This is a genomic window from Pseudomonas gregormendelii, from assembly GCF_017114825.1.
In the GTDB taxonomy this organism is placed as follows: Bacteria; Pseudomonadota; Gammaproteobacteria; order Pseudomonadales; family Pseudomonadaceae; genus Aquipseudomonas; species Aquipseudomonas gregormendelii.
In genome coordinates this window covers 42,420-58,143 of the sequence record NZ_JADEVO010000013.1, presented here as the reverse complement: position 1 = coordinate 58,143, position 15,724 = coordinate 42,420, and the positions used below count along the sequence as shown (strand labels likewise).

20 protein-coding genes and 1 pseudogene are annotated in these 15,724 nt (G+C 56.1%); 7 read left to right on the top strand and 14 right to left on the bottom strand.

Going from position 1 to position 15,724, the window contains the following annotated elements; all coding sequences use genetic code 11:
* Positions 1-65 precede the first annotated feature (65 nt).
* Positions 66-1,118, top strand: a complete 1,053-nt coding sequence (locus IMW75_RS11405) for an MBL fold metallo-hydrolase (RefSeq protein WP_205892659.1) — start codon at positions 66-68, stop codon at positions 1,116-1,118.
* 141 nt (positions 1,119-1,259) lie between these two features.
* On the opposite strand, the gene IMW75_RS11400 is transcribed toward IMW75_RS11405, so the two are convergent.
* From IMW75_RS11400 to IMW75_RS11370, 7 genes are all read right to left on the bottom strand, one after another.
* On the bottom strand, positions 1,260-1,580 hold the full coding sequence (locus tag IMW75_RS11400; RefSeq protein ID WP_045060744.1) for a helix-turn-helix domain-containing protein: 321 nt from the start codon (positions 1,578-1,580) through the stop codon (positions 1,260-1,262).
* Positions 1,573-1,935, bottom strand: coding sequence for a type II toxin-antitoxin system RelE/ParE family toxin (locus IMW75_RS11395; protein ID WP_272873840.1), 363 nt, complete (start codon positions 1,933-1,935; stop codon positions 1,573-1,575). Before IMW75_RS11395 ends, IMW75_RS11400 begins: the two co-directional genes overlap by 8 nt.
* A 43-nt stretch (positions 1,936-1,978) precedes the next feature.
* Positions 1,979-2,296, bottom strand: a complete 318-nt coding sequence (locus IMW75_RS11390) for a helix-turn-helix domain-containing protein (protein WP_045060746.1) — start codon at positions 2,294-2,296, stop codon at positions 1,979-1,981.
* Positions 2,297-2,501: 205 nt separating this feature from the next.
* Positions 2,502-3,485: a hypothetical protein gene (locus tag IMW75_RS11385; RefSeq protein ID WP_205892658.1), complete on the bottom strand. Its 984-nt coding sequence runs from the start codon at positions 3,483-3,485 to the stop codon at positions 2,502-2,504.
* A 114-nt stretch (positions 3,486-3,599) separates the two neighbouring features.
* Complete coding sequence (locus IMW75_RS11380; protein ID WP_082069214.1) at positions 3,600-4,079, bottom strand: YbaK/prolyl-tRNA synthetase associated domain-containing protein; 480 nt, start codon at positions 4,077-4,079, stop codon at positions 3,600-3,602.
* A 9-nt stretch (positions 4,080-4,088) separates the two neighbouring features.
* The gene (locus IMW75_RS11375) at positions 4,089-4,853 is read right to left on the bottom strand and encodes a sulfite exporter TauE/SafE family protein (protein WP_045060748.1); all 765 of its coding nucleotides are present in this window, start codon (positions 4,851-4,853) and stop codon (positions 4,089-4,091) included.
* A gap of 5 nt (positions 4,854-4,858) precedes the next feature.
* Positions 4,859-5,944, bottom strand: a complete 1,086-nt coding sequence (locus IMW75_RS11370; RefSeq protein WP_205892657.1) for a TauD/TfdA family dioxygenase — start codon at positions 5,942-5,944, stop codon at positions 4,859-4,861.
* A 109-nt stretch (positions 5,945-6,053) separates the two neighbouring features.
* On the opposite strand from IMW75_RS11370, the gene IMW75_RS11365 reads away from it, so the two are divergent.
* The gene (locus IMW75_RS11365; protein WP_205892656.1) at positions 6,054-6,977 is read left to right on the top strand and encodes a LysR family transcriptional regulator; all 924 of its coding nucleotides are present in this window, start codon (positions 6,054-6,056) and stop codon (positions 6,975-6,977) included.
* A 202-nt stretch (positions 6,978-7,179) separates the two neighbouring features.
* A complete protein-coding gene (locus tag IMW75_RS11360; protein WP_205892655.1) occupies positions 7,180-7,689 on the top strand; it encodes a hypothetical protein in 510 nt (169 codons plus the stop codon).
* Between the two features lie 195 nt (positions 7,690-7,884).
* Here IMW75_RS11360 and IMW75_RS11355 read toward each other — a convergent pair whose 3' ends face one another.
* Positions 7,885-8,175 (bottom strand): XRE family transcriptional regulator, encoded by a 291-nt coding sequence (locus IMW75_RS11355; protein ID WP_045060752.1) that lies wholly within the window; start codon positions 8,173-8,175, stop codon positions 7,885-7,887.
* Between the two features lie 14 nt (positions 8,176-8,189).
* Positions 8,190-8,536, bottom strand: a pseudogene (locus IMW75_RS11350) (type II toxin-antitoxin system RelE/ParE family toxin).
* Between the two features lie 393 nt (positions 8,537-8,929).
* Between IMW75_RS11350 and IMW75_RS11345 the strand changes: the two are divergent.
* A complete protein-coding gene (locus IMW75_RS11345) occupies positions 8,930-9,256 on the top strand; it encodes a type II toxin-antitoxin system Phd/YefM family antitoxin (RefSeq protein ID WP_237142268.1) in 327 nt (108 codons plus the stop codon).
* Between the two features lie 131 nt (positions 9,257-9,387).
* Here the strand turns inward: IMW75_RS11345 and IMW75_RS11340 are convergent, their stop codons facing one another.
* Positions 9,388-10,026: a helix-turn-helix domain-containing protein gene (locus IMW75_RS11340; protein WP_205892654.1), complete on the bottom strand. Its 639-nt coding sequence runs from the start codon at positions 10,024-10,026 to the stop codon at positions 9,388-9,390.
* A gap of 296 nt (positions 10,027-10,322) precedes the next feature.
* Here IMW75_RS11340 and IMW75_RS11335 point away from each other — a divergent pair, with 296 nt between their 5' ends.
* The 3 genes from IMW75_RS11335 to IMW75_RS11325 all read left to right on the top strand — a co-directional run bounded on the left by IMW75_RS11335 (position 10,323) and on the right by IMW75_RS11325 (position 11,815).
* A complete protein-coding gene (locus tag IMW75_RS11335; protein WP_205892653.1) occupies positions 10,323-10,688 on the top strand; it encodes an avidin-fold protein in 366 nt (121 codons plus the stop codon).
* 283 nt (positions 10,689-10,971) lie between these two features.
* On the top strand, positions 10,972-11,283 hold the full coding sequence (locus IMW75_RS11330) for a type II toxin-antitoxin system TacA family antitoxin (RefSeq protein ID WP_045057826.1): 312 nt from the start codon (positions 10,972-10,974) through the stop codon (positions 11,281-11,283).
* Positions 11,255-11,815, top strand: a complete 561-nt coding sequence (locus IMW75_RS11325; RefSeq protein ID WP_205892652.1) for a GNAT family N-acetyltransferase — start codon at positions 11,255-11,257, stop codon at positions 11,813-11,815. The genes IMW75_RS11330 and IMW75_RS11325 overlap by 29 nt, the downstream gene beginning before the upstream one ends.
* A 116-nt stretch (positions 11,816-11,931) precedes the next feature.
* Here IMW75_RS11325 and IMW75_RS11320 read toward each other — a convergent pair whose 3' ends face one another.
* The 4 genes from IMW75_RS11320 to IMW75_RS11305 form a co-directional block, all read right to left on the bottom strand.
* The gene (locus tag IMW75_RS11320) at positions 11,932-12,627 is read right to left on the bottom strand and encodes an HNH endonuclease (protein WP_205892651.1); all 696 of its coding nucleotides are present in this window, start codon (positions 12,625-12,627) and stop codon (positions 11,932-11,934) included.
* A 138-nt stretch (positions 12,628-12,765) separates the two neighbouring features.
* Entirely contained in the window at positions 12,766-13,281 is a 516-nt protein-coding gene (locus IMW75_RS11315; RefSeq protein WP_045057833.1) for a BRO-N domain-containing protein, read from the bottom strand.
* Between the two features lie 386 nt (positions 13,282-13,667).
* Complete coding sequence (locus IMW75_RS11310; protein ID WP_045057829.1) at positions 13,668-14,918, bottom strand: ribonucleotide-diphosphate reductase subunit beta; 1,251 nt, start codon at positions 14,916-14,918, stop codon at positions 13,668-13,670.
* A 518-nt stretch (positions 14,919-15,436) separates the two neighbouring features.
* A complete protein-coding gene (locus IMW75_RS11305; protein WP_045057830.1) occupies positions 15,437-15,712 on the bottom strand; it encodes a hypothetical protein in 276 nt (91 codons plus the stop codon).
* Between the last annotated feature and the right edge of the window lie 12 nt (positions 15,713-15,724).

The following is a 15,724-nucleotide window of genomic DNA, read 5'->3' as shown; positions in this document are numbered from 1 at the left end:
CTTGGCCATTCATCCCGGTTCACCGAGCTAACACGCAATCGTTTGCGCTCGTTCTGGAGTTTTTTATGGCCATCTCTGATTCAGACACGGTTCGCGAACCTGAATCTTCCCGTCAAGTCGAAGGGCTCTTTCGCAACCATGCCCCCGTCCAGCGCGAAGGCCTGCGCAAGATGCTGCGCATCATGTGGAACATGATCTTCCACAAACCGCGCAACACCCGCCCAGCCGCCGCGGTGCCGGTGCAGCCGCTGACCCGCGAGGCGCTGATCGCTGCACCCAATCACAGCGTCTACCGCCTTGGCCACTCGACCGTATTGCTGAAAATGCGCGACAAATTCTGGATTACTGATCCGGTGTTCGCCGAACGCGCATCGCCCGTGCAATGGGCCGGGCCCAAGCGCTTTCATCAACCGCCGATCAGCCTCGAAGCACTGCCGCCGATCGAAGCGGTGATCCTCTCCCACGATCATTACGACCACCTGGACTATCAGGCCGTGCTCCGGCTCGCGAGCAAGGCCAACTATTTCCTGGCCCCGCTGGGCGTGGGTGACACACTGATCAAGTGGGGAGTCGATGCCAGCAAGGTGCGACAACTGGACTGGTGGCAAGGTACCGAGGTCGACGGCATCCAGTTCATCGCCACGCCGTCGCAACATTTTTCCGGGCGTGGCCTGTTCGATGGCAACAGTACGCTATGGGCTTCGTGGGTGATGATCGACGCCGATACGCGGATCTTTTTCAGCGGCGACAGCGGGTACTTCGATGGCTTCAAGCGCATCGGTGAGCAGCACGGCCCGTTCGACCTGACGCTGATGGAAACCGGCGCCTACAACGTCGAGTGGCCGCATGTGCACATGCAGCCTGAGCAAACCCTGCAGGCGCACATCGACCTCAAAGGGCGCTGGCTGCTGCCGATCCACAACGGTACTTTCGACTTGTCGATGCATGCCTGGTACGAACCGTTCGACCGCATCATGGCATTGGCCTGGGAGCGCAGTGTGTCGATAACGACCCCGCAGATGGGGGAGGCGTTTAACCTGAAGCAACCTTCCCGCGGGGAAGCCTGGTGGTACGAAGTCGAGCAGCCGGTTTACCAGAATCAACAAAGCCCGGGGTAAAAGCTACGGCTTGAAGTGAGTATTCGTACGTGATTTGAGGAACGGTGATGATTGCAGTTCTGAACAGTCTCGGCAGGTTGGCGAGTCAGTGAGTTCTGTCACCGGCCCTCCGTCATCGCACGGTTGGTGAGTGTGTAGTCTTCAGGCGAATACCACTTCAATTCGGCCCTCTTTCCTTGAATTGGGGGCTGACTTGATAACGATCTGCACATCTCGCCCGAGTAATAACAGGCAGTCCATCATCTTGGACTCGCTGATGCCACGAAACTTTCCTCGCAGCATTTCCGAAAGCTTAGGCTGTGTCAGGCCTAGAATTTCGGCCGCTTGAATTTGGGTCAAATGCCGGGCCTTGATGATCTCGCCAATCTTCGCCGCCAACTGGGATTTGACCTGCATTTCACTGGCTTCGGGTGTCCCGAGGTCTTCGTAAACGTTGCCGCTGCTTTTTTCAATTTCAATCATTCTTCGATCCTTTTGCGTGAGCCTGCGCCGCCTGGAGTCTCGTTCTGATTAATTCGACGTCGCTCTGCGCCGTTTTAATTCCCGAAGATGACTTTTTTTGAAAGCAGTGCAGAACGTAGATGGCATTGCCAAATCTCACCGTGTAGACCGAACGATAGGTGTTTGTATGGTAATCCTCGATCACCTCAAGAACACCTGCGCCTACAAAGCCCTTAAGGGGTTTAGCATCCGGATGTTTGGCACCTCTCTGTGCCAGATCCAGTGCGTGACCGAAAACATCTTGAACATCGGCAGGCATCTGCATCAGGTCTTTTTTGCTAATGCCTACCCACAGGAGCGACTTCCTTGTGCTCATATAAAAATATACCTATATTGGGATATTCGTCAATGCTGATCGCTCACTCAACCATCGCATAATCCGCCCGACCCACAGGATTGGGCGTCGACCCGCGCACATTCATTCCCCGACCCGGAGCAAAACCCGGGAAGAACGCCAACCCTTCCGACTCAAACCGATAGGCCAACGCCAGCCGCGTGACATCCAGCACCGGCTGCTGATTCTCGAATCGTTGAATGGCCTCCACCGACACCCCGGACTCCCGGGACAACTCTTCGATACTCCAATCCAGCATGGCCCGGGCCTGGGCGCAGTGGGCGGGGGTGAATTGGAAAAGGGCGATGCGTTCCAGGGTGATTTTGATCGCTTGAGAGGCCATGGTGTTCTCCGGGCTCGAGAGTGCTGTTTTTGATCTACTGTGTTTTTGTACAGTTGTTTTGCGCCCGGATCAAATTCATTTTTCGTTTTTTACACTTTCGGCTCATTCGGCCAGACGAACGGCGGACACCCCGAGAAGCAACAGAACCCGCAAAGATTATTGCTTCCCGATCGCCCCTGCGGAGCGCCAGCTTCGACAAGACTGATTACTTCTCAGCCAGCCCCGGCGCTTCCCGAATAATGAAGTGGTCCAGGTTCTCGATGTTCGCAGTGAAAACCCCGAACGTCTGCTCGGGGTTTTTCTTGCTCGGTACCTGCTTCAATTCCGGCGTCACCCCGTAGAAAAAACAAAACAGCTCTTTATCGCTGTCGATCGCGTGCGTGATCTCTTGCAGAAATACTTTGCGCTTGCGGTAGTTCTCGATCAATTTCTTGCTCAGGTAAACGTTGACCGAATAGGGCTTCTTCTTCGCCTCGTCCGCTTGCTTGAACCAGACCTTCTGTTCGAAATCGATGCGAAAGCTCTGGGTGTAATCCTTGATCTCCTTGATCTTGCCCCAGTAGATCAAGCCCTGATTGTCCTGCAGGTATTCGACCTTCTTGAAGAACGAGCCATAAGGCGCGGTGTGCTCGCCAATCTTGAGCGGTGTGCGCTTGAGCAGTTCCTTGTCGCCGAAGTTAGAGACAAAACACTCCACCGGGTGCGCGAAGACCGTGGTCTTGTCCGGTGCCGAATCGTTGGTTGGGTGTTCGCCATGGTCAGCGGCCGAAGGTGCTTTCGCAGCGTCGCGCACTGCATCCGGAGCCAACGCCGGGCTCGGCGGTTTACGCACGTACTGCCGCCGAGTGAGTAACAGCTCGGATGGGAAATGTTCCTCCCGACTGTCATCTCCTTCCACCCCGTCTACCCCTGGCGCCGCCGACTTGAGACTGACGTAAGGGCAATCTGCGACATGGCGGGTGCCGGGTGTGTTCTTGAAATGCGGGGTGCGAACGTAGTTCACGTTTTTGGCGTTGAACGTCGTCAACACATTCGCCGCATCAAATGCCGCCTGGCAAGCGTCGTTCGGGCACTGGAAGTGTTCCTTGGCGGAATCGAACGCCATCGTCTCGTCGAAATTCAAATCGCGCACGTCATAGATCGACAGCTTGGTGTCGAGGCTGAGGCAGTAGGCGAGGTCGAATTTCATGGTGGGCTCAGGTCCTTGCAGGCGAGCTTGCTCGCAATGGTTGCTAACGATAACGCATAACACCTGACACCTTGCGGCGTTCTCGGCTTTCGTCGCAACCCTGCCCACCGGTGTTCAACCCTGGCGGATATCCACCAACCGGGGTTTGGCAATCGACAGGTAATCCTGCGTATCGAGCACCATTGATGCATCCAGCCGACCGGCGTTGAAGGCGATTTCGCCGTAGCCCGTGGTCAGGGACGGGTCGACGATCAACTGAATCCGCTCATCGAAGGTAAACGGAGGGATGGCGCCGATCCTGCACCCGGTCAGTTGCATGGCCGTTTGCGCGTTGACCAGCTCGGCTTTTTTTCCGCCCAGGGCCGCGCCGACTTTCTTCATATCGAGCCTCTGATCCCCTGGCAGTATCACCAAGGCATAGGGTTCGGCCTGACCCTTTAGCGCGCAGAGCATGGCTTTGGCGCCTTGGCCGGGTTCGGTGCCACGCAGTTCGGCGACCCGCGCCGACTGCCCCTCGGCATCGTGCATCAACACCCGATAGGTGGCGGCGTGGGCATCGAGTAGCGCCACCAGGCGATCAAACATGTTCTGCATGGGCTTTCCTCAGATTTTCAGCAACAGGTCGTAGGACAGTTTGCTGATCAGCATCACCAGCAACACCAGAAACAGCGCCCGGACAAAAGGCACGCCTTTACGCACCGCCAGCCAGGTGCCGGTCAACGCGCCCAGGATGTTGAAGGCCGCCATGGGGAGGGCGATCAGGTACAGCACGTTACCTGTCGGGATGAAGAACATCAGCGCCGCCACGTTGGTCGCGATGTTCACCAGCTTGGCCGACGCCGAGGCGTGCAGGAAATCGAAGGCGAAGCAGCGGATAAACAGGAAGATCAGAAAGGAACCGGTGCCGGGGCCGAACAGCCCGTCGTAGAAACCGATGGCACCGCCGATGACGACCGCCAGCCACTTCTGCCGGACACCGATGTGCGCGGGGGCGTGCAGGGCGCCGAAATCCTTTTTGCAGAAGGTGTATATCGCCATCACCACGATCAATACCAGCACCATCGGGCGCATCACCGACTGGGGCACGAACGATACCGTGGCCGCGCCGAAGAAGGCCATGACAAAGGCCGCGCAGGCGGCTGGAATCACCAGACCCCAGTTGATCACCACCTTGCGCACGAAGGACCTGGCCGCGAACGCGGTCCCGAACGCGGCCGCGACCTTGTTGGTCCCCAGCAGCGCTGCCGGTGGGGCGGCAGGCAGCACGTTGAACAACGCGGGAATCTGGATCAGACCGCCGCCGCCCACCGCCGCATCAATCAGGCCGGCGGCGAAGGCGAACACACAAAGAACGACAATATCGACCATTAACATCAGGCTCTTGCGATGAAGGGTTGTTGGGGGTTCAGCGCCAGCACACGGGCCGGGTCGTTGACCCCGAAAACGCGCAGCAGCCAGCGGTCGCGTCCGTCGTAGCGTGGGGTAAAACCTTCCCTGGCATGCAGGGTTTGCTGGTTCTTGAAGATCAGCATGTCCCCCGCTTGCAGCAGGACGGGGCGTACGACATCGGGGTGATTGGCGGCGGCTTCGAACAGCTGCAGGGCCAGGTTCGCGATGGCGCCGGTGGCGGTGACACTGGCTTTGTTGTAACGGCAAAACAGCTCGCCGGTTGCGCTTTTGTACAGCAGGGGCACCTGTTCCAGCACATTGCCTGGCTTGCCGAAGGACACCGGTCGGCGAATGTCGAACTGCGGTTGTGACAAGGCTGTTTCAACCCAGGCGGGTAACATCGCCAGCACCTCGCTAATGGCAACGATGCGGGTCGGCACATCCAGCTCGCAGCGCAGACCGGTCAGGCACAGGTACTCCGGACAGGCCGACAACGCTGAGACCGGTTCGCAGGTCAAGGGCAGGTGCGGGTTGTCGACGTGCATGCACAGGTCCATGCGCGACCCGTAAGAGCTCTTTTCGGCTTCACACTGTCGCTTGGGCGACACGTGGCGGAACACCGTGTCGTCGTTTTCACCTTCGTAGGCCACCGGATGGGTTTGCAGGGTCTGCAGCACCGCCAGGATCGCGCCGGCCACTAGCGGCAGTTGCTCGATACCCGGCGCCATGTCGTAAGGGGTGGCGGGCAGGTGTGAGTCCAGGGGCAGCCCCCTGACGATCATTGCCTCCTCGGGGGCCTTGGGAAAGTTACGCAAGCGCTCGATTTTTTCACTGCAAAGGACGCTCTCAAGCAACTGCCCCAAGGCTGGCATGTGACGGATACCGGAGAGGCTGTCGGTCACGGCCAGGGAGGCCAGGCCGGCGCGAAGCGCTTGCTGCTCCTGGAACGAGATATGAATCTGCGGTATCGCCTGTCGGGTTGAACTCGCTGAGTGACTGGGCCGCCAGTCACGAATCTGTTCCCCCAAAGAGGTGGTTGATGCCCCGATTATTTTTTCCATCTTTGTCATGTCCGTTTGCTCCTGTTTGCCTACATCCCTGTAAGTGAAAGCGAAGGTTAACGGACCGGCCTTTTTTGTGTTGCAATGCCACGTTGCGATAACTGCAATGAGGTGATCAATGGCTCTGGATCAGCTGTGGGCGCTCGAAGCCTTCGTGACCGTAGCGCGCAAGCGCAGCTTCATCGCGGCGGCACGCGTGCTGGGGCGCTCCCCCAGTGCGGTGACCCGCGCCGTTCAAGGCCTGGAGGAAGGTGCCGGGGCCAAGTTGTTTAATCGCTCCTCCAGCGCCGTAAGCCTGACCGAGGCGGGTGAACGCTTGCTGCCCCATGCCTGCAAAATGCTGGATGTGCAACGTGAGGCGGATGAAGACCTGGCCGGTCTCAGCGGCATGGCGAGCGGCTGGGTGCGTTTTTCCGCCCCGGAGTTCCTCGGCCACGGCGTTTTGCCGCAATTGATCGCGCAGTACGCCGAGCGTTACCCGGACGTGAACGTCGACGTGATCTTTACCGATGAGACCCTCGACCCGGCCAGGAGCAAGCTGGACTTCTCGATTCGCGGCGCGTTTGCGCAATCCAGTGACCTGATCGGCTATCCACTCTGGCGTTACTCGCGTCATCTGTACGCCAGCCCCCGCTACCTGCAGCGGCGCGGGACGCCTGAGACCATTGACGGGCTGGAGGCCCACGCGCTGATCCTGCACACGGCGCCGCGCATCCTCAAGGAATGGAATTTTCGCAGTGAGCAGCAGGCCATCAGCGTTCGGGTTCATCCACGGTTTCGTTTCAGTTCGGGCGTTGCGGTGTTCCAGGCCGCCCTGGCGGGCATCGGCATCGCCCGCCTAGCGGACTGGCTGGCGGAGCCCGAAGTGCAAGCGGGGCGCCTGCGCCGGGTCTGCCCCGAGTACCGGCTCACCTCCAGCAACGGTGACAACCCGCAGATGCACGCGGTATACCCGGCCGGGAACTTGCCACTGCGGGTGAAGGCGCTACTGGAGGTGATTCGAGCCTTTGGTGACAGTCTTGAGCGCAAGCATTTACCTTAAGCCGCGAACCTTTTGATTGAGCACAATCAGGCCCTGAGGGCCGGGAAACCTACCGGGTGTCATCCTGCTGACCGTGCTGGACGATGTTCGTTGGTTGGCACGCACTGCCCGGCAGATTCCTCCAACAGATTGCGATTGTCGTTCGCAGAGGAAACAATGCAACGGCCAATTCGGCAACGCGTCTCAAGGAGGATTCATCGCAATGAAGCACGGCTGGCTTTACTTCAACACCATATCCCTGGTGTCATCCATCTTAACAATCACTGCTTACTTCGTGCCTGACGGTGCATCAGGAGTGCTCGCACTACTGTCCCGTGATGTTCCGTTATGGGTGCTTTTCCTGGTGCTGGCGGCGGTCTCGATCATTTTGAGCCTGGTGTTCCGACTGAACAGGAAAGACGAAAAGGCTCTCAACCAACGATTAGTTGATGAAAATGAAAGGTTGAAGCTTGAGCTGGAGCGGCAGGCTGCGGATTGTCAAAATGCCAAGGAGTTGCTCGTAAAATATCAAGGACAGGAGGATCTGGCGGAACGTCTTGACGATTACACAAGGCTCGAAAATCAGATTTTGAGTCACCTCAAAGGGGGATTGTCAAAAAGTGGCGAACAGCTCGCGGAGTTGACCGGTCGTGATCTGAATGACGTCATGCTCGCTTTACACGCTTTGGGTGAGCGCGTGGTCGGCGGAATAGGTTCTTATCGGCTTCGCTGATTGGATTGATAGATCAATGCAAATGGCTGGAGAGCGGCCCCTAGCCTGTGCCGAACCTTCTCACATGCCACCCCGTACGCCCTCGCAGATGTATGTCTCTGCCCTGCGCAGAGAGGTGAAGCAGGAGGTTCGGGTGTTGGAAAGACAGATTCAGCAAGGCTGACTTTTCGGCCGACTCATTGTCGACCGCCGCATTCAACTGTTTTCCGGAACCAATCTGACTTCAACCCGGTGACCCAGCGCACGTGCGGCGCTCGCCAAAGTCGCGAGCGTCATCCCAGCATCATTCTGATCCAGCGCACGATCCACAGCGGTACGACTGGTGTGCATTCGCAGGGCCAGCGTCTTTTTGCTGACTTTCTGAGAGGCCATCGCTTGGGCAATCTGCCAGGCGATGACGCGCTTGAGGGCAGCGGCGGAGACCTCTTCGAGCATCCCTTGTTCTGCGAGGAAATCGTCAAAATTGGAGCCGATAGGATCGGTCATGGTGTTGTTGCTCCTCATAATCTTGCTTTACGAAGTCTCGCGGTATTCATATCGGCGGCCGGCATTTTCTGACTTTTTTTGATGAACCCATGAAGCAGAACCATTTCGCTGCCTACGACGGTGAATATGACACGAGCTATAGTGTCTGACAGCTCCGAACGTACCTCCCAAAGCCCGGCCCGGCATCAAGCTTACGAACAACCGGCATTCCTATAGGCCAACCTATTTGAACCGTTTTGATATCCGTGCCGACGATTCGTCTGGAGTCCCTATCAAGGTCAGCTAGCCATTCTCGAACAGGCTCGTTACCGGCCTCTGTGCGAAAAAAGCGCACGGATAATACGAGGGGGATTCCATTCATATGTTGAGTGTACCAAAAAAGGTGCATGGCGCAAGCCGTTGGGCAATCACATGAGAGCTTGATAGTTCATCAAACGGCCGCTTATTTCACGACCTGATCAGATACAAGAAATGTCCGTATTCGGAAGTCTGGGCAGACGCGTTCATAAACGCTTGCGCCGTCCTGTTCGGGGTCTGGTAGGGCATTCAGACCGCAGATGATTGCTGCATGGGCAGGAGGCGAGGGTATTCATGGCGGGCTCGGTTCCATTGTAGGAGCGAGCTAGCTCGCGAAAAGCTTAAGAACGCCACTGGGTAACTGGTTTGCGCGTGATAGTTCACGACGCTTGCTTGATCAGTTCACTGAGTAGCCTACTCAGGGCAACGTCGTAGTCAGAACCTTGAGACGCCATTTTTGACAGACGGTCTGCTCGACGCCTTGCCTTTGGAGAAGCATCGACTTGGGCTGCCATTACCTAATGCTATTGAGGTGCATATGAGTGAACTTGTGCAAGTAAACATGCACGAAGCGAAATCCCAACTATCTCAACTCGCCGAACGTGCATGGCATGGCGACAAGATTGTGGTTACCAAGGCAGGCAAGCCTTATGTGGATCTGCTGCCTCATATCGATACACCTCGGGCGCGTAAGCCTGGGCGGTTGAAGGGGAAAATTCGAATGTCTGCCGATTTCGATAAGACCCCTGAGGACATCATTGATGGATTTGAGGGCAGCCTATGAGGCGCTTGTTGCTGGATACCCACGTGTTTCTTTGGTGGCTGTCCGACGATCCGGCACTGGGCACTGATATTGCCAACCCTGTGGCAGCCCCCTGTGCGGGAGGGCTTGCGCGAAAGCGGCAGTGAATAAACCTACCTCTTAACCGGCGCTTTATCTGTCTGTCTGCGGCCCTTGGCAGCAACCATTTTGTATTCGCCGGCGTCGGCCTCTTTCCCTGGTCGTACGATCCGGCCGTCATTGCGAATGCGGTTGTAATTTGGGGTTTTTTTGACCGTGGGGCGAGCGGTTTCGGCAGGCAACGCCTTTCCCGGGGCTGTCGACACGAAAGCACCCGGTTCCATCGCAAACCGCTCTGCCAACGCGTACGCCATCTTGTGACTGATGGGCCGATCCCCACTGAGCACCTTGGACACTGCCGTTTTATCACCAATTTCAGGCAGGTCCGAACCGGTGAGCCCGAGCGTCTCCATCAGATCTTTGCTCAGCTGCACCGGGGTGCACGTCGCCTCAAAAGCGGCATTCGATTCGCGAAACTGGTCGGAGTCGCGCTGGTAGGCCAGAATTTCGTCTTCGAGCTCAATGAGGATTTTCTCCTCGACCTTGCTCAATTCGCGCCCGTCGGTGAGCTCATCGAGCAGGTCGGTCGCACGCTCATAGTCAGCGGGGGTCTTGATGCCGTGCACAAATTCACCACGCAGGCGCTCCAGCGTCGCGTGCAGCTCGCCAAGCGTTGCGATCACGGTTTGAAAGTCGTTCCGGGCTGCGCTCATCGTTTTACCCCTTTGTTTCTTGCATACCAGACGTTGGCAACGTCGTAATCGGCATGCGTGTAGATGTGTTTGACGTAGAACTTCTGCCGGGTGACCTCTGACACGTCATTATTGGATTCGAGCGCAGCCAATGAGGTTCGTAAAATCCCCGCCCGAATCCCTGTGGGAGCGGGCTCGCGAACCGCCCTCCGGTTTTTCGCAGACCTTGTGTGAATGGCCGCTTCAGCCGTCCCCACAGAATCGTTTACGATCATCCCGAACGGAATGAACACACTGACCTAAAGGACTCGATCTCCATGCTAATGCCTCTTCCTCAAATCAATCAACGCCTGAACAACCGCCGCTTCACCGTAGCCGGCAACACCCACGGACTCTCCGGCACTGGCACGGTGTTCCATTACCTGGTTGAGGGCGATGCCATTTCAAGCACCTACCAAGGCGGCCGAATTCGCTTGGGCCACCAAGTTGGCCGCGTGACCGGTGTCGATACCATCGAGTTGCTTTATCACTGCATCACCACCGAGGGCGAAATCCTGGCCGGTTGGTCCCGTGGAACGGTGGGCGTTGATGAGGCGGGGCGGACTACGCTGGCGTTTGTTTGGGGGTGGTTGTCTGGGGCAAGTGGCGGTGGGGAGTCGAGTTATGTTGAGGTTTTGGAGTAGCGGGGTGACCGAGCAATCACTACCGGCTCCAAAGAGGCCAAGCAGTTGCGAGCGTTGCTGCTCGATATGGTTGGAGCGTACGGGTGATGTACGGATGCTCCTTGACATGGTGAGCGTTGTACGGCTATGGTCCGTACCGTAAGGCTAGATATGTCCCGCCTACTGAACCTAAAACTGAACCACTAAGGGACTTACCATGAAGCTTAAAACGGTAAAGGTGCGCAAGCGCCTCTAGGATAACCACCTAAAAGGGAAAACCACTGACTACACAAAAGGCATTCTCATGACTGAATTACTAGAACTACTTAAAGCGCCAAAAACTGCAAGGCTTGAAATCAAGACCACGGATATCGCGAAAGAAACTATCCGAAAAGCAGCACTGCTATCTGGCTTAGACATGACGTCTTTCATAATGTCTTCCGCTTTTGAACGTGCTGAAGCGGTACTTGAAAACCACAGAAGGATTGAGGTTTCGGAAAAAACCTTCGCTCGACTACAAGAAGTACTCAATGAGGACAAAAGCGCCAAGCCTACCAAGGCTTTGATAAATCTGATGAGAGGGACTCATGGGAACTTCAGAGACCGTAACGTGTGAAATCGACTGCAATTTGCTAGCAACTTTTGAGCAGTACAACTTCCCTAAAGACTTCGACTGCGGGCTACCGCTAATCAATGAATATTTCAATGGTCGGCTGCGTCGGGCCTTGAAAAGCGAAAACGTTAAAGGCATCGGCGCAATTGTAGGCCACGATCTCTTGGGATTTTGCACTCTAACCGTCAGTGAAATCACGCGGGAGAAGGCGAAGGCTGGGCTTTCCAAGGCGACGAATCTAACGAAACAGATTCCCGTCGTACGGCTCGTCATGCTTGGCGTAGATAAGAAGCTTCAGAAGTGTGGGGTAGGCCTCGCCCTGATGCGAAACGCTTTGATGGAAACCGCACGACTGCATATGCAGATACCCATTAAAGGCTTGTATCTGGATGCAGCCCCTGGTGCTGTAAAATTCTACAGCCGGCTTGGCTTTAAAGTTTTGGGTGACCCTGATGAACATCAGAGCACACCAATGCTGCTGGGTATCTGCGTAATCATGGAGGCATATAATGATTGCCTGGAGAACGCTGACTAGCTCTAGCAGAGTCTGCCTATGTCGTTATCAATGAAACTTTGTATGCAGAGTCACATTGATAACGAATGGCCTGCTAAACCTAGCTAACCCATCTGTCAATACCTGTCAGTTCGCGATCATTCCCGCACCAGTCGTTTCAGCCTCGTGTAAAGCGCCAAGGTAAAAGCTTCCCTGTCGTTCGAATGATGACAGCGTCGATGGCAATTCGGGCAAAGTGCGACGGCATTGCTCGTCCGATCCGAACCTTTCTGCGCCAAATGCTTAACGTGATGGACTTCTAGAAACGGCGTTCCGTCTTTCTCAAACGGAGCAGGCTTTCCGCAGCCCTCACAGATACCTTTAGCTTTCTGCCGAACCCAAGCCCTGACCTCCGGGTCACGAATGTAAGCGGCTCTGCTGGACACAGTTTGCTTGGGTTTCAAGATACCTTTTGGTGCCTTCTCGAACGTCTTCTGCTCAAGGGCTATGGCACGACGCTCAAGAGTGTCTTCGTCGGCAGACGGTTCAAAGACGTCAGTGACAAGTGCTTCGCGAATGCCCTGTTCGACATTGGCGCCTACATTCGTCGCAGGTTTGTATCCCACTATCCAATCGCGTCCCATTCGTTGCAAGACGGTGGAGATGTTGCGCATCCGGAACTCGACGGAACCTTCGGTGCGATCTGCCAATGCACCCTGACGAAGCAAGCGATTCTCTAGAGCTTTATTGAATTTTTGCCCTTTCTGCTCAAGTGTAAGCATCGTCAGATAGGCACCGACTGATGCCTTTATCTCGGCCTCGCTCCAATCTTCGTTCTTCTTTCCAATGTCCATACAATCGCCGAGGGTTGAAAACCCTCGGACGATACTGAGTGGCCATCACGGCTGTCTACGAAAATTCCTACAGAGAATACCTACGCGTCGCTCAATCTGTCCTACAACGACGCCACCGCAATAACCCACCGATTGTTTCTAAGACTGAAACACCTCTACAACCCTCCGCCACAACGGCTTAACCACCGGTATCCGCCGCCGCGTGCGATTGAGCAGCAGATAAGGCATGTCGCGCAATCGAATCCAGCTTTCGTCCTGCCAATGCAGGAGACTGAGCGACATTCCAGGCCCTTTCATCAAGCTCATTGTTGGCCGGTCCAGGTTTTTCGCCCCCCCTGCATCACGCAGCGCCGGCACCACCTGATGAGTTAACCATTCACGCAACAACCGATTCTCGGGCGCGTAGTGATAAACCAACAACGCATACGCGCCGGACTCACTGATCATCAGCCGTTCCTCCGGCTGGCCGTAGTATTCGATCAGCAACCTTTGCCTCTGATCCTCATCCAGTTTGCTCACGATCCGATCACTCAAATGGAAGCCCATTAAACGACCCAAATCGCGAGCGCAGAACCACGGCTGGTTTTCCAGGAGGAGGGTGTGGAGTGAGAGGCTGCGGCGAGAGAAGACAGTTACAGAATAGGGATCAGTCATTATCTGAGCCCCCATTGCAAGATGGGAAGAAGGTGTATTCCGGCATATCCATGACCTCTACGTGAATTCAGGCGGGCCAAACCCAACGTAGAGTGGAAGAAAATCCCAACGAGCAGAGCCATTGCACATCTGCACCACAATCACCAAAGTGAATTGCGTGTCTGACGTATTGGCTGCGCTTCTATGTTGGGCGTTTCTTAGGCACCTGGGCAAAGCATATGGATGTTTTCAATAGGTATCAATGCGGAAGAGGCTGAGAGATTTGTAGGAGGTTTCCGTTGCGGCGTAAGATTCTGCACAAATAAAAAAGCCCCGATCAAGTCAGGGCTTTTTTCGTTCGATTTAACGATTAAATAACCATCGTTCAATCGGGACTAGCCAAGAAATCAATCCCAGCTCAACGCCCCACCAGTCTGATACTCAATAACCCGAGTCTCAAAGAAATTCTTCTCTTTCTTCAAGTCCATGATCTCGCTCATCCAAGGGAACGGGTTAGTCGTCCCTGGGTACTCTTCCTTCAAACCGATCTGCGACAGGCGACGGTTTGCGATGAACTTGAGGTAGTCCTCCATCATCGCCGCGTTCATGCCCAACACGCCGCGAGGCATGGTGTCACGGGCGTATTCGATTTCCAGCTGAGTGCCCTGCAGAATCATCTGCGAAGCCTCTTCCTTCATCTCGGCATCCCACAAGTGCGGGTTTTCGATTTTGATCTGGTTGATCACGTCGATGCCGAAGTTCAGGTGCATGGATTCGTCGCGCAGGATGTACTGGAACTGCTCGGCGACGCCGGTCATCTTGTTGCGACGGCCCATGGAGAGGATCTGGGTGAAGCCGCAGTAGAAGAAGATGCCTTCCAGAACGCAGTAGTAGGCGATCAGGTTGCGCAGCAGCTCTTTGTCGGTTTCGACGGTGCCGGTTTCGAACTTTGGATCGGAGATCGAACGGGTGTATTTGAGGCCCCATGTGGCTTTTTTCGCGACTGATGGGATCTCGTGGTACATGTTGAAGATCTCGCCTTCATCCATGGCCAGCGATTCGATGCAGTACTGGTAGGCGTGGGTGTGGATCGCCTCTTCGAACGCCTGGCGCAGGATGTACTGGCGGCATTCCGGGTTGGTGATCAGGCGGTACACGGCCAGCACCAGGTTGTTGGCAACCAGGGAGTCGGCGGTGGAGAAGAAGCCCAGGTTGCGCATCACGATGCGGCGCTCGTCGTCGGTCAGGCCTTCCGGGTCTTTCCAGAGGGCGATGTCGGCGGTCATGTTGACTTCTTGCGGCATCCAGTGGTTTGCGCAACCGTCCAGGTACTTCTGCCAGGCCCAGTCGTACTTGAAAGGTACGAGCTGGTTGAGGTCGGCGCGGCAGTTGATCATGCGCTTTTCGTCAACGGCGACGCGGGCAGAGGCGCCTTCGAGTTCGGCCAGGCCTTCGGCGACGTCGAGGTTGTCCAGGGCAGCCTTGGCGCGAGCGATGGCGGCGGAGTCGGACGCGGTTACAGCGCGAGCTTCTTGAGCCGCAACACCACCGGCGGTGTCGAGGCGGTCCATGTTGGCTTCAGTCGCGTGGCCGGCGTTGGCGCCTTTAACCACGGTCTCGCCGCTGTCTTCTTTGTCGAATTCGTCCCAGCTCAGCATGACGTGTCGTCTCCTGCGTGAGGGCCAGATGCCCGTGTGAAAACTGAAAGGTTGGTTTTTCACACGACCGTTCTGGCCGCGTTGGATAGCGTTTTTTGCAGCGGTACACGCAGGCAAATAAACATAATTTTGTACGGGGTTCCGAGAGCCTCTGACGGGCGCCGGAATCGATGACGACTTCGGCGTGGGCTTCAGACTGGCTGTCATCCCTGTAAGGGGATATTGCAGGCCCGTTTAAGCCGGCATTATAGGGAAATTTTTGCGGCCGTGGTGGGGCGAATCCGCACATGCGGCGGTGAAGAAGAGGGGATTTTCGGTCGGAGCGAGGGTTTACAGGGCTTTGGCTGGATATCGCGGGTGAAGATTTTTTTTGATTAATTTTTCCGGGCCGTTTGATTTGTACAAAAAACAGCCAAAAAAGCGCTTTTTTACTACATGTTGTGTTTTGAGCGGGTTTTCGATGGCCCCAGACACAACTAAGCCCGGCCGAAGTCGGGCTGTAAAGTCACGCGATGTGATCAGCTGAAGCGCGCTGCGCCGACGTGATCGGAACCGTCTGCGGCGACTTTGGCGGCGCCGGTGCGATCAAAACCGTCGGAAGCCAGTTTGCCAGCACCGACGTGATCGGCACCATCAGCGGCGAAGGACGCGGAACCGGTGTGGTCGTAGCCGTCGGAGGCGACTGCGGCTTCGGTGGTGAAAGCTGCCGAGCCGGTGCGATCGTAACCATCGGCGGCGAAGGTGTTGGCGGCCAGGACGGAGAGGGTCAGGGCGAGGATCAGTTGGGTTTTCATGGTGGTTGCTCC

What these genes read in the sequence shown, in the direction of transcription:
- IMW75_RS11405 (WP_205892659.1), top strand. Translation starts at nt 66, where the DNA reads ATGGCCATCTCTGATTCAGACACGGTTCGCGAACCTGAATCTTCCCGT.
- IMW75_RS11400 (WP_045060744.1), bottom strand. Translation starts at nt 1,580, where the DNA reads ATGATTGAAATTGAAAAAAGCAGCGGCAACGTTTACGAAGACCTCGGG.
- IMW75_RS11395 (WP_272873840.1), bottom strand. Translation starts at nt 1,935, where the DNA reads ATGAGCACAAGGAAGTCGCTCCTGTGGGTAGGCATTAGCAAAAAAGAC.
- IMW75_RS11390 (WP_045060746.1), bottom strand. Translation starts at nt 2,296, where the DNA reads ATGGCCTCTCAAGCGATCAAAATCACCCTGGAACGCATCGCCCTTTTC.
- IMW75_RS11385 (WP_205892658.1), bottom strand. Translation starts at nt 3,485, where the DNA reads ATGAAATTCGACCTCGCCTACTGCCTCAGCCTCGACACCAAGCTGTCG.
- IMW75_RS11380 (WP_082069214.1), bottom strand. Translation starts at nt 4,079, where the DNA reads ATGCAGAACATGTTTGATCGCCTGGTGGCGCTACTCGATGCCCACGCC.
- IMW75_RS11375 (WP_045060748.1), bottom strand. Translation starts at nt 4,853, where the DNA reads ATGGTCGATATTGTCGTTCTTTGTGTGTTCGCCTTCGCCGCCGGCCTG.
- IMW75_RS11370 (WP_205892657.1), bottom strand. Translation starts at nt 5,944, where the DNA reads ATGACAAAGATGGAAAAAATAATCGGGGCATCAACCACCTCTTTGGGG.
- IMW75_RS11365 (WP_205892656.1), top strand. Translation starts at nt 6,054, where the DNA reads ATGGCTCTGGATCAGCTGTGGGCGCTCGAAGCCTTCGTGACCGTAGCG.
- IMW75_RS11360 (WP_205892655.1), top strand. Translation starts at nt 7,180, where the DNA reads ATGAAGCACGGCTGGCTTTACTTCAACACCATATCCCTGGTGTCATCC.
- IMW75_RS11355 (WP_045060752.1), bottom strand. Translation starts at nt 8,175, where the DNA reads ATGACCGATCCTATCGGCTCCAATTTTGACGATTTCCTCGCAGAACAA.
- IMW75_RS11340 (WP_205892654.1), bottom strand. Translation starts at nt 10,026, where the DNA reads ATGAGCGCAGCCCGGAACGACTTTCAAACCGTGATCGCAACGCTTGGC.
- IMW75_RS11335 (WP_205892653.1), top strand. Translation starts at nt 10,323, where the DNA reads ATGCTAATGCCTCTTCCTCAAATCAATCAACGCCTGAACAACCGCCGC.
- IMW75_RS11330 (WP_045057826.1), top strand. Translation starts at nt 10,972, where the DNA reads ATGACTGAATTACTAGAACTACTTAAAGCGCCAAAAACTGCAAGGCTT.
- IMW75_RS11325 (WP_205892652.1), top strand. Translation starts at nt 11,255, where the DNA reads ATGGGAACTTCAGAGACCGTAACGTGTGAAATCGACTGCAATTTGCTA.
- IMW75_RS11320 (WP_205892651.1), bottom strand. Translation starts at nt 12,627, where the DNA reads ATGGACATTGGAAAGAAGAACGAAGATTGGAGCGAGGCCGAGATAAAG.
- IMW75_RS11315 (WP_045057833.1), bottom strand. Translation starts at nt 13,281, where the DNA reads ATGACTGATCCCTATTCTGTAACTGTCTTCTCTCGCCGCAGCCTCTCA.
- IMW75_RS11310 (WP_045057829.1), bottom strand. Translation starts at nt 14,918, where the DNA reads ATGCTGAGCTGGGACGAATTCGACAAAGAAGACAGCGGCGAGACCGTG.
- IMW75_RS11305 (WP_045057830.1), bottom strand. Translation starts at nt 15,712, where the DNA reads ATGAAAACCCAACTGATCCTCGCCCTGACCCTCTCCGTCCTGGCCGCC.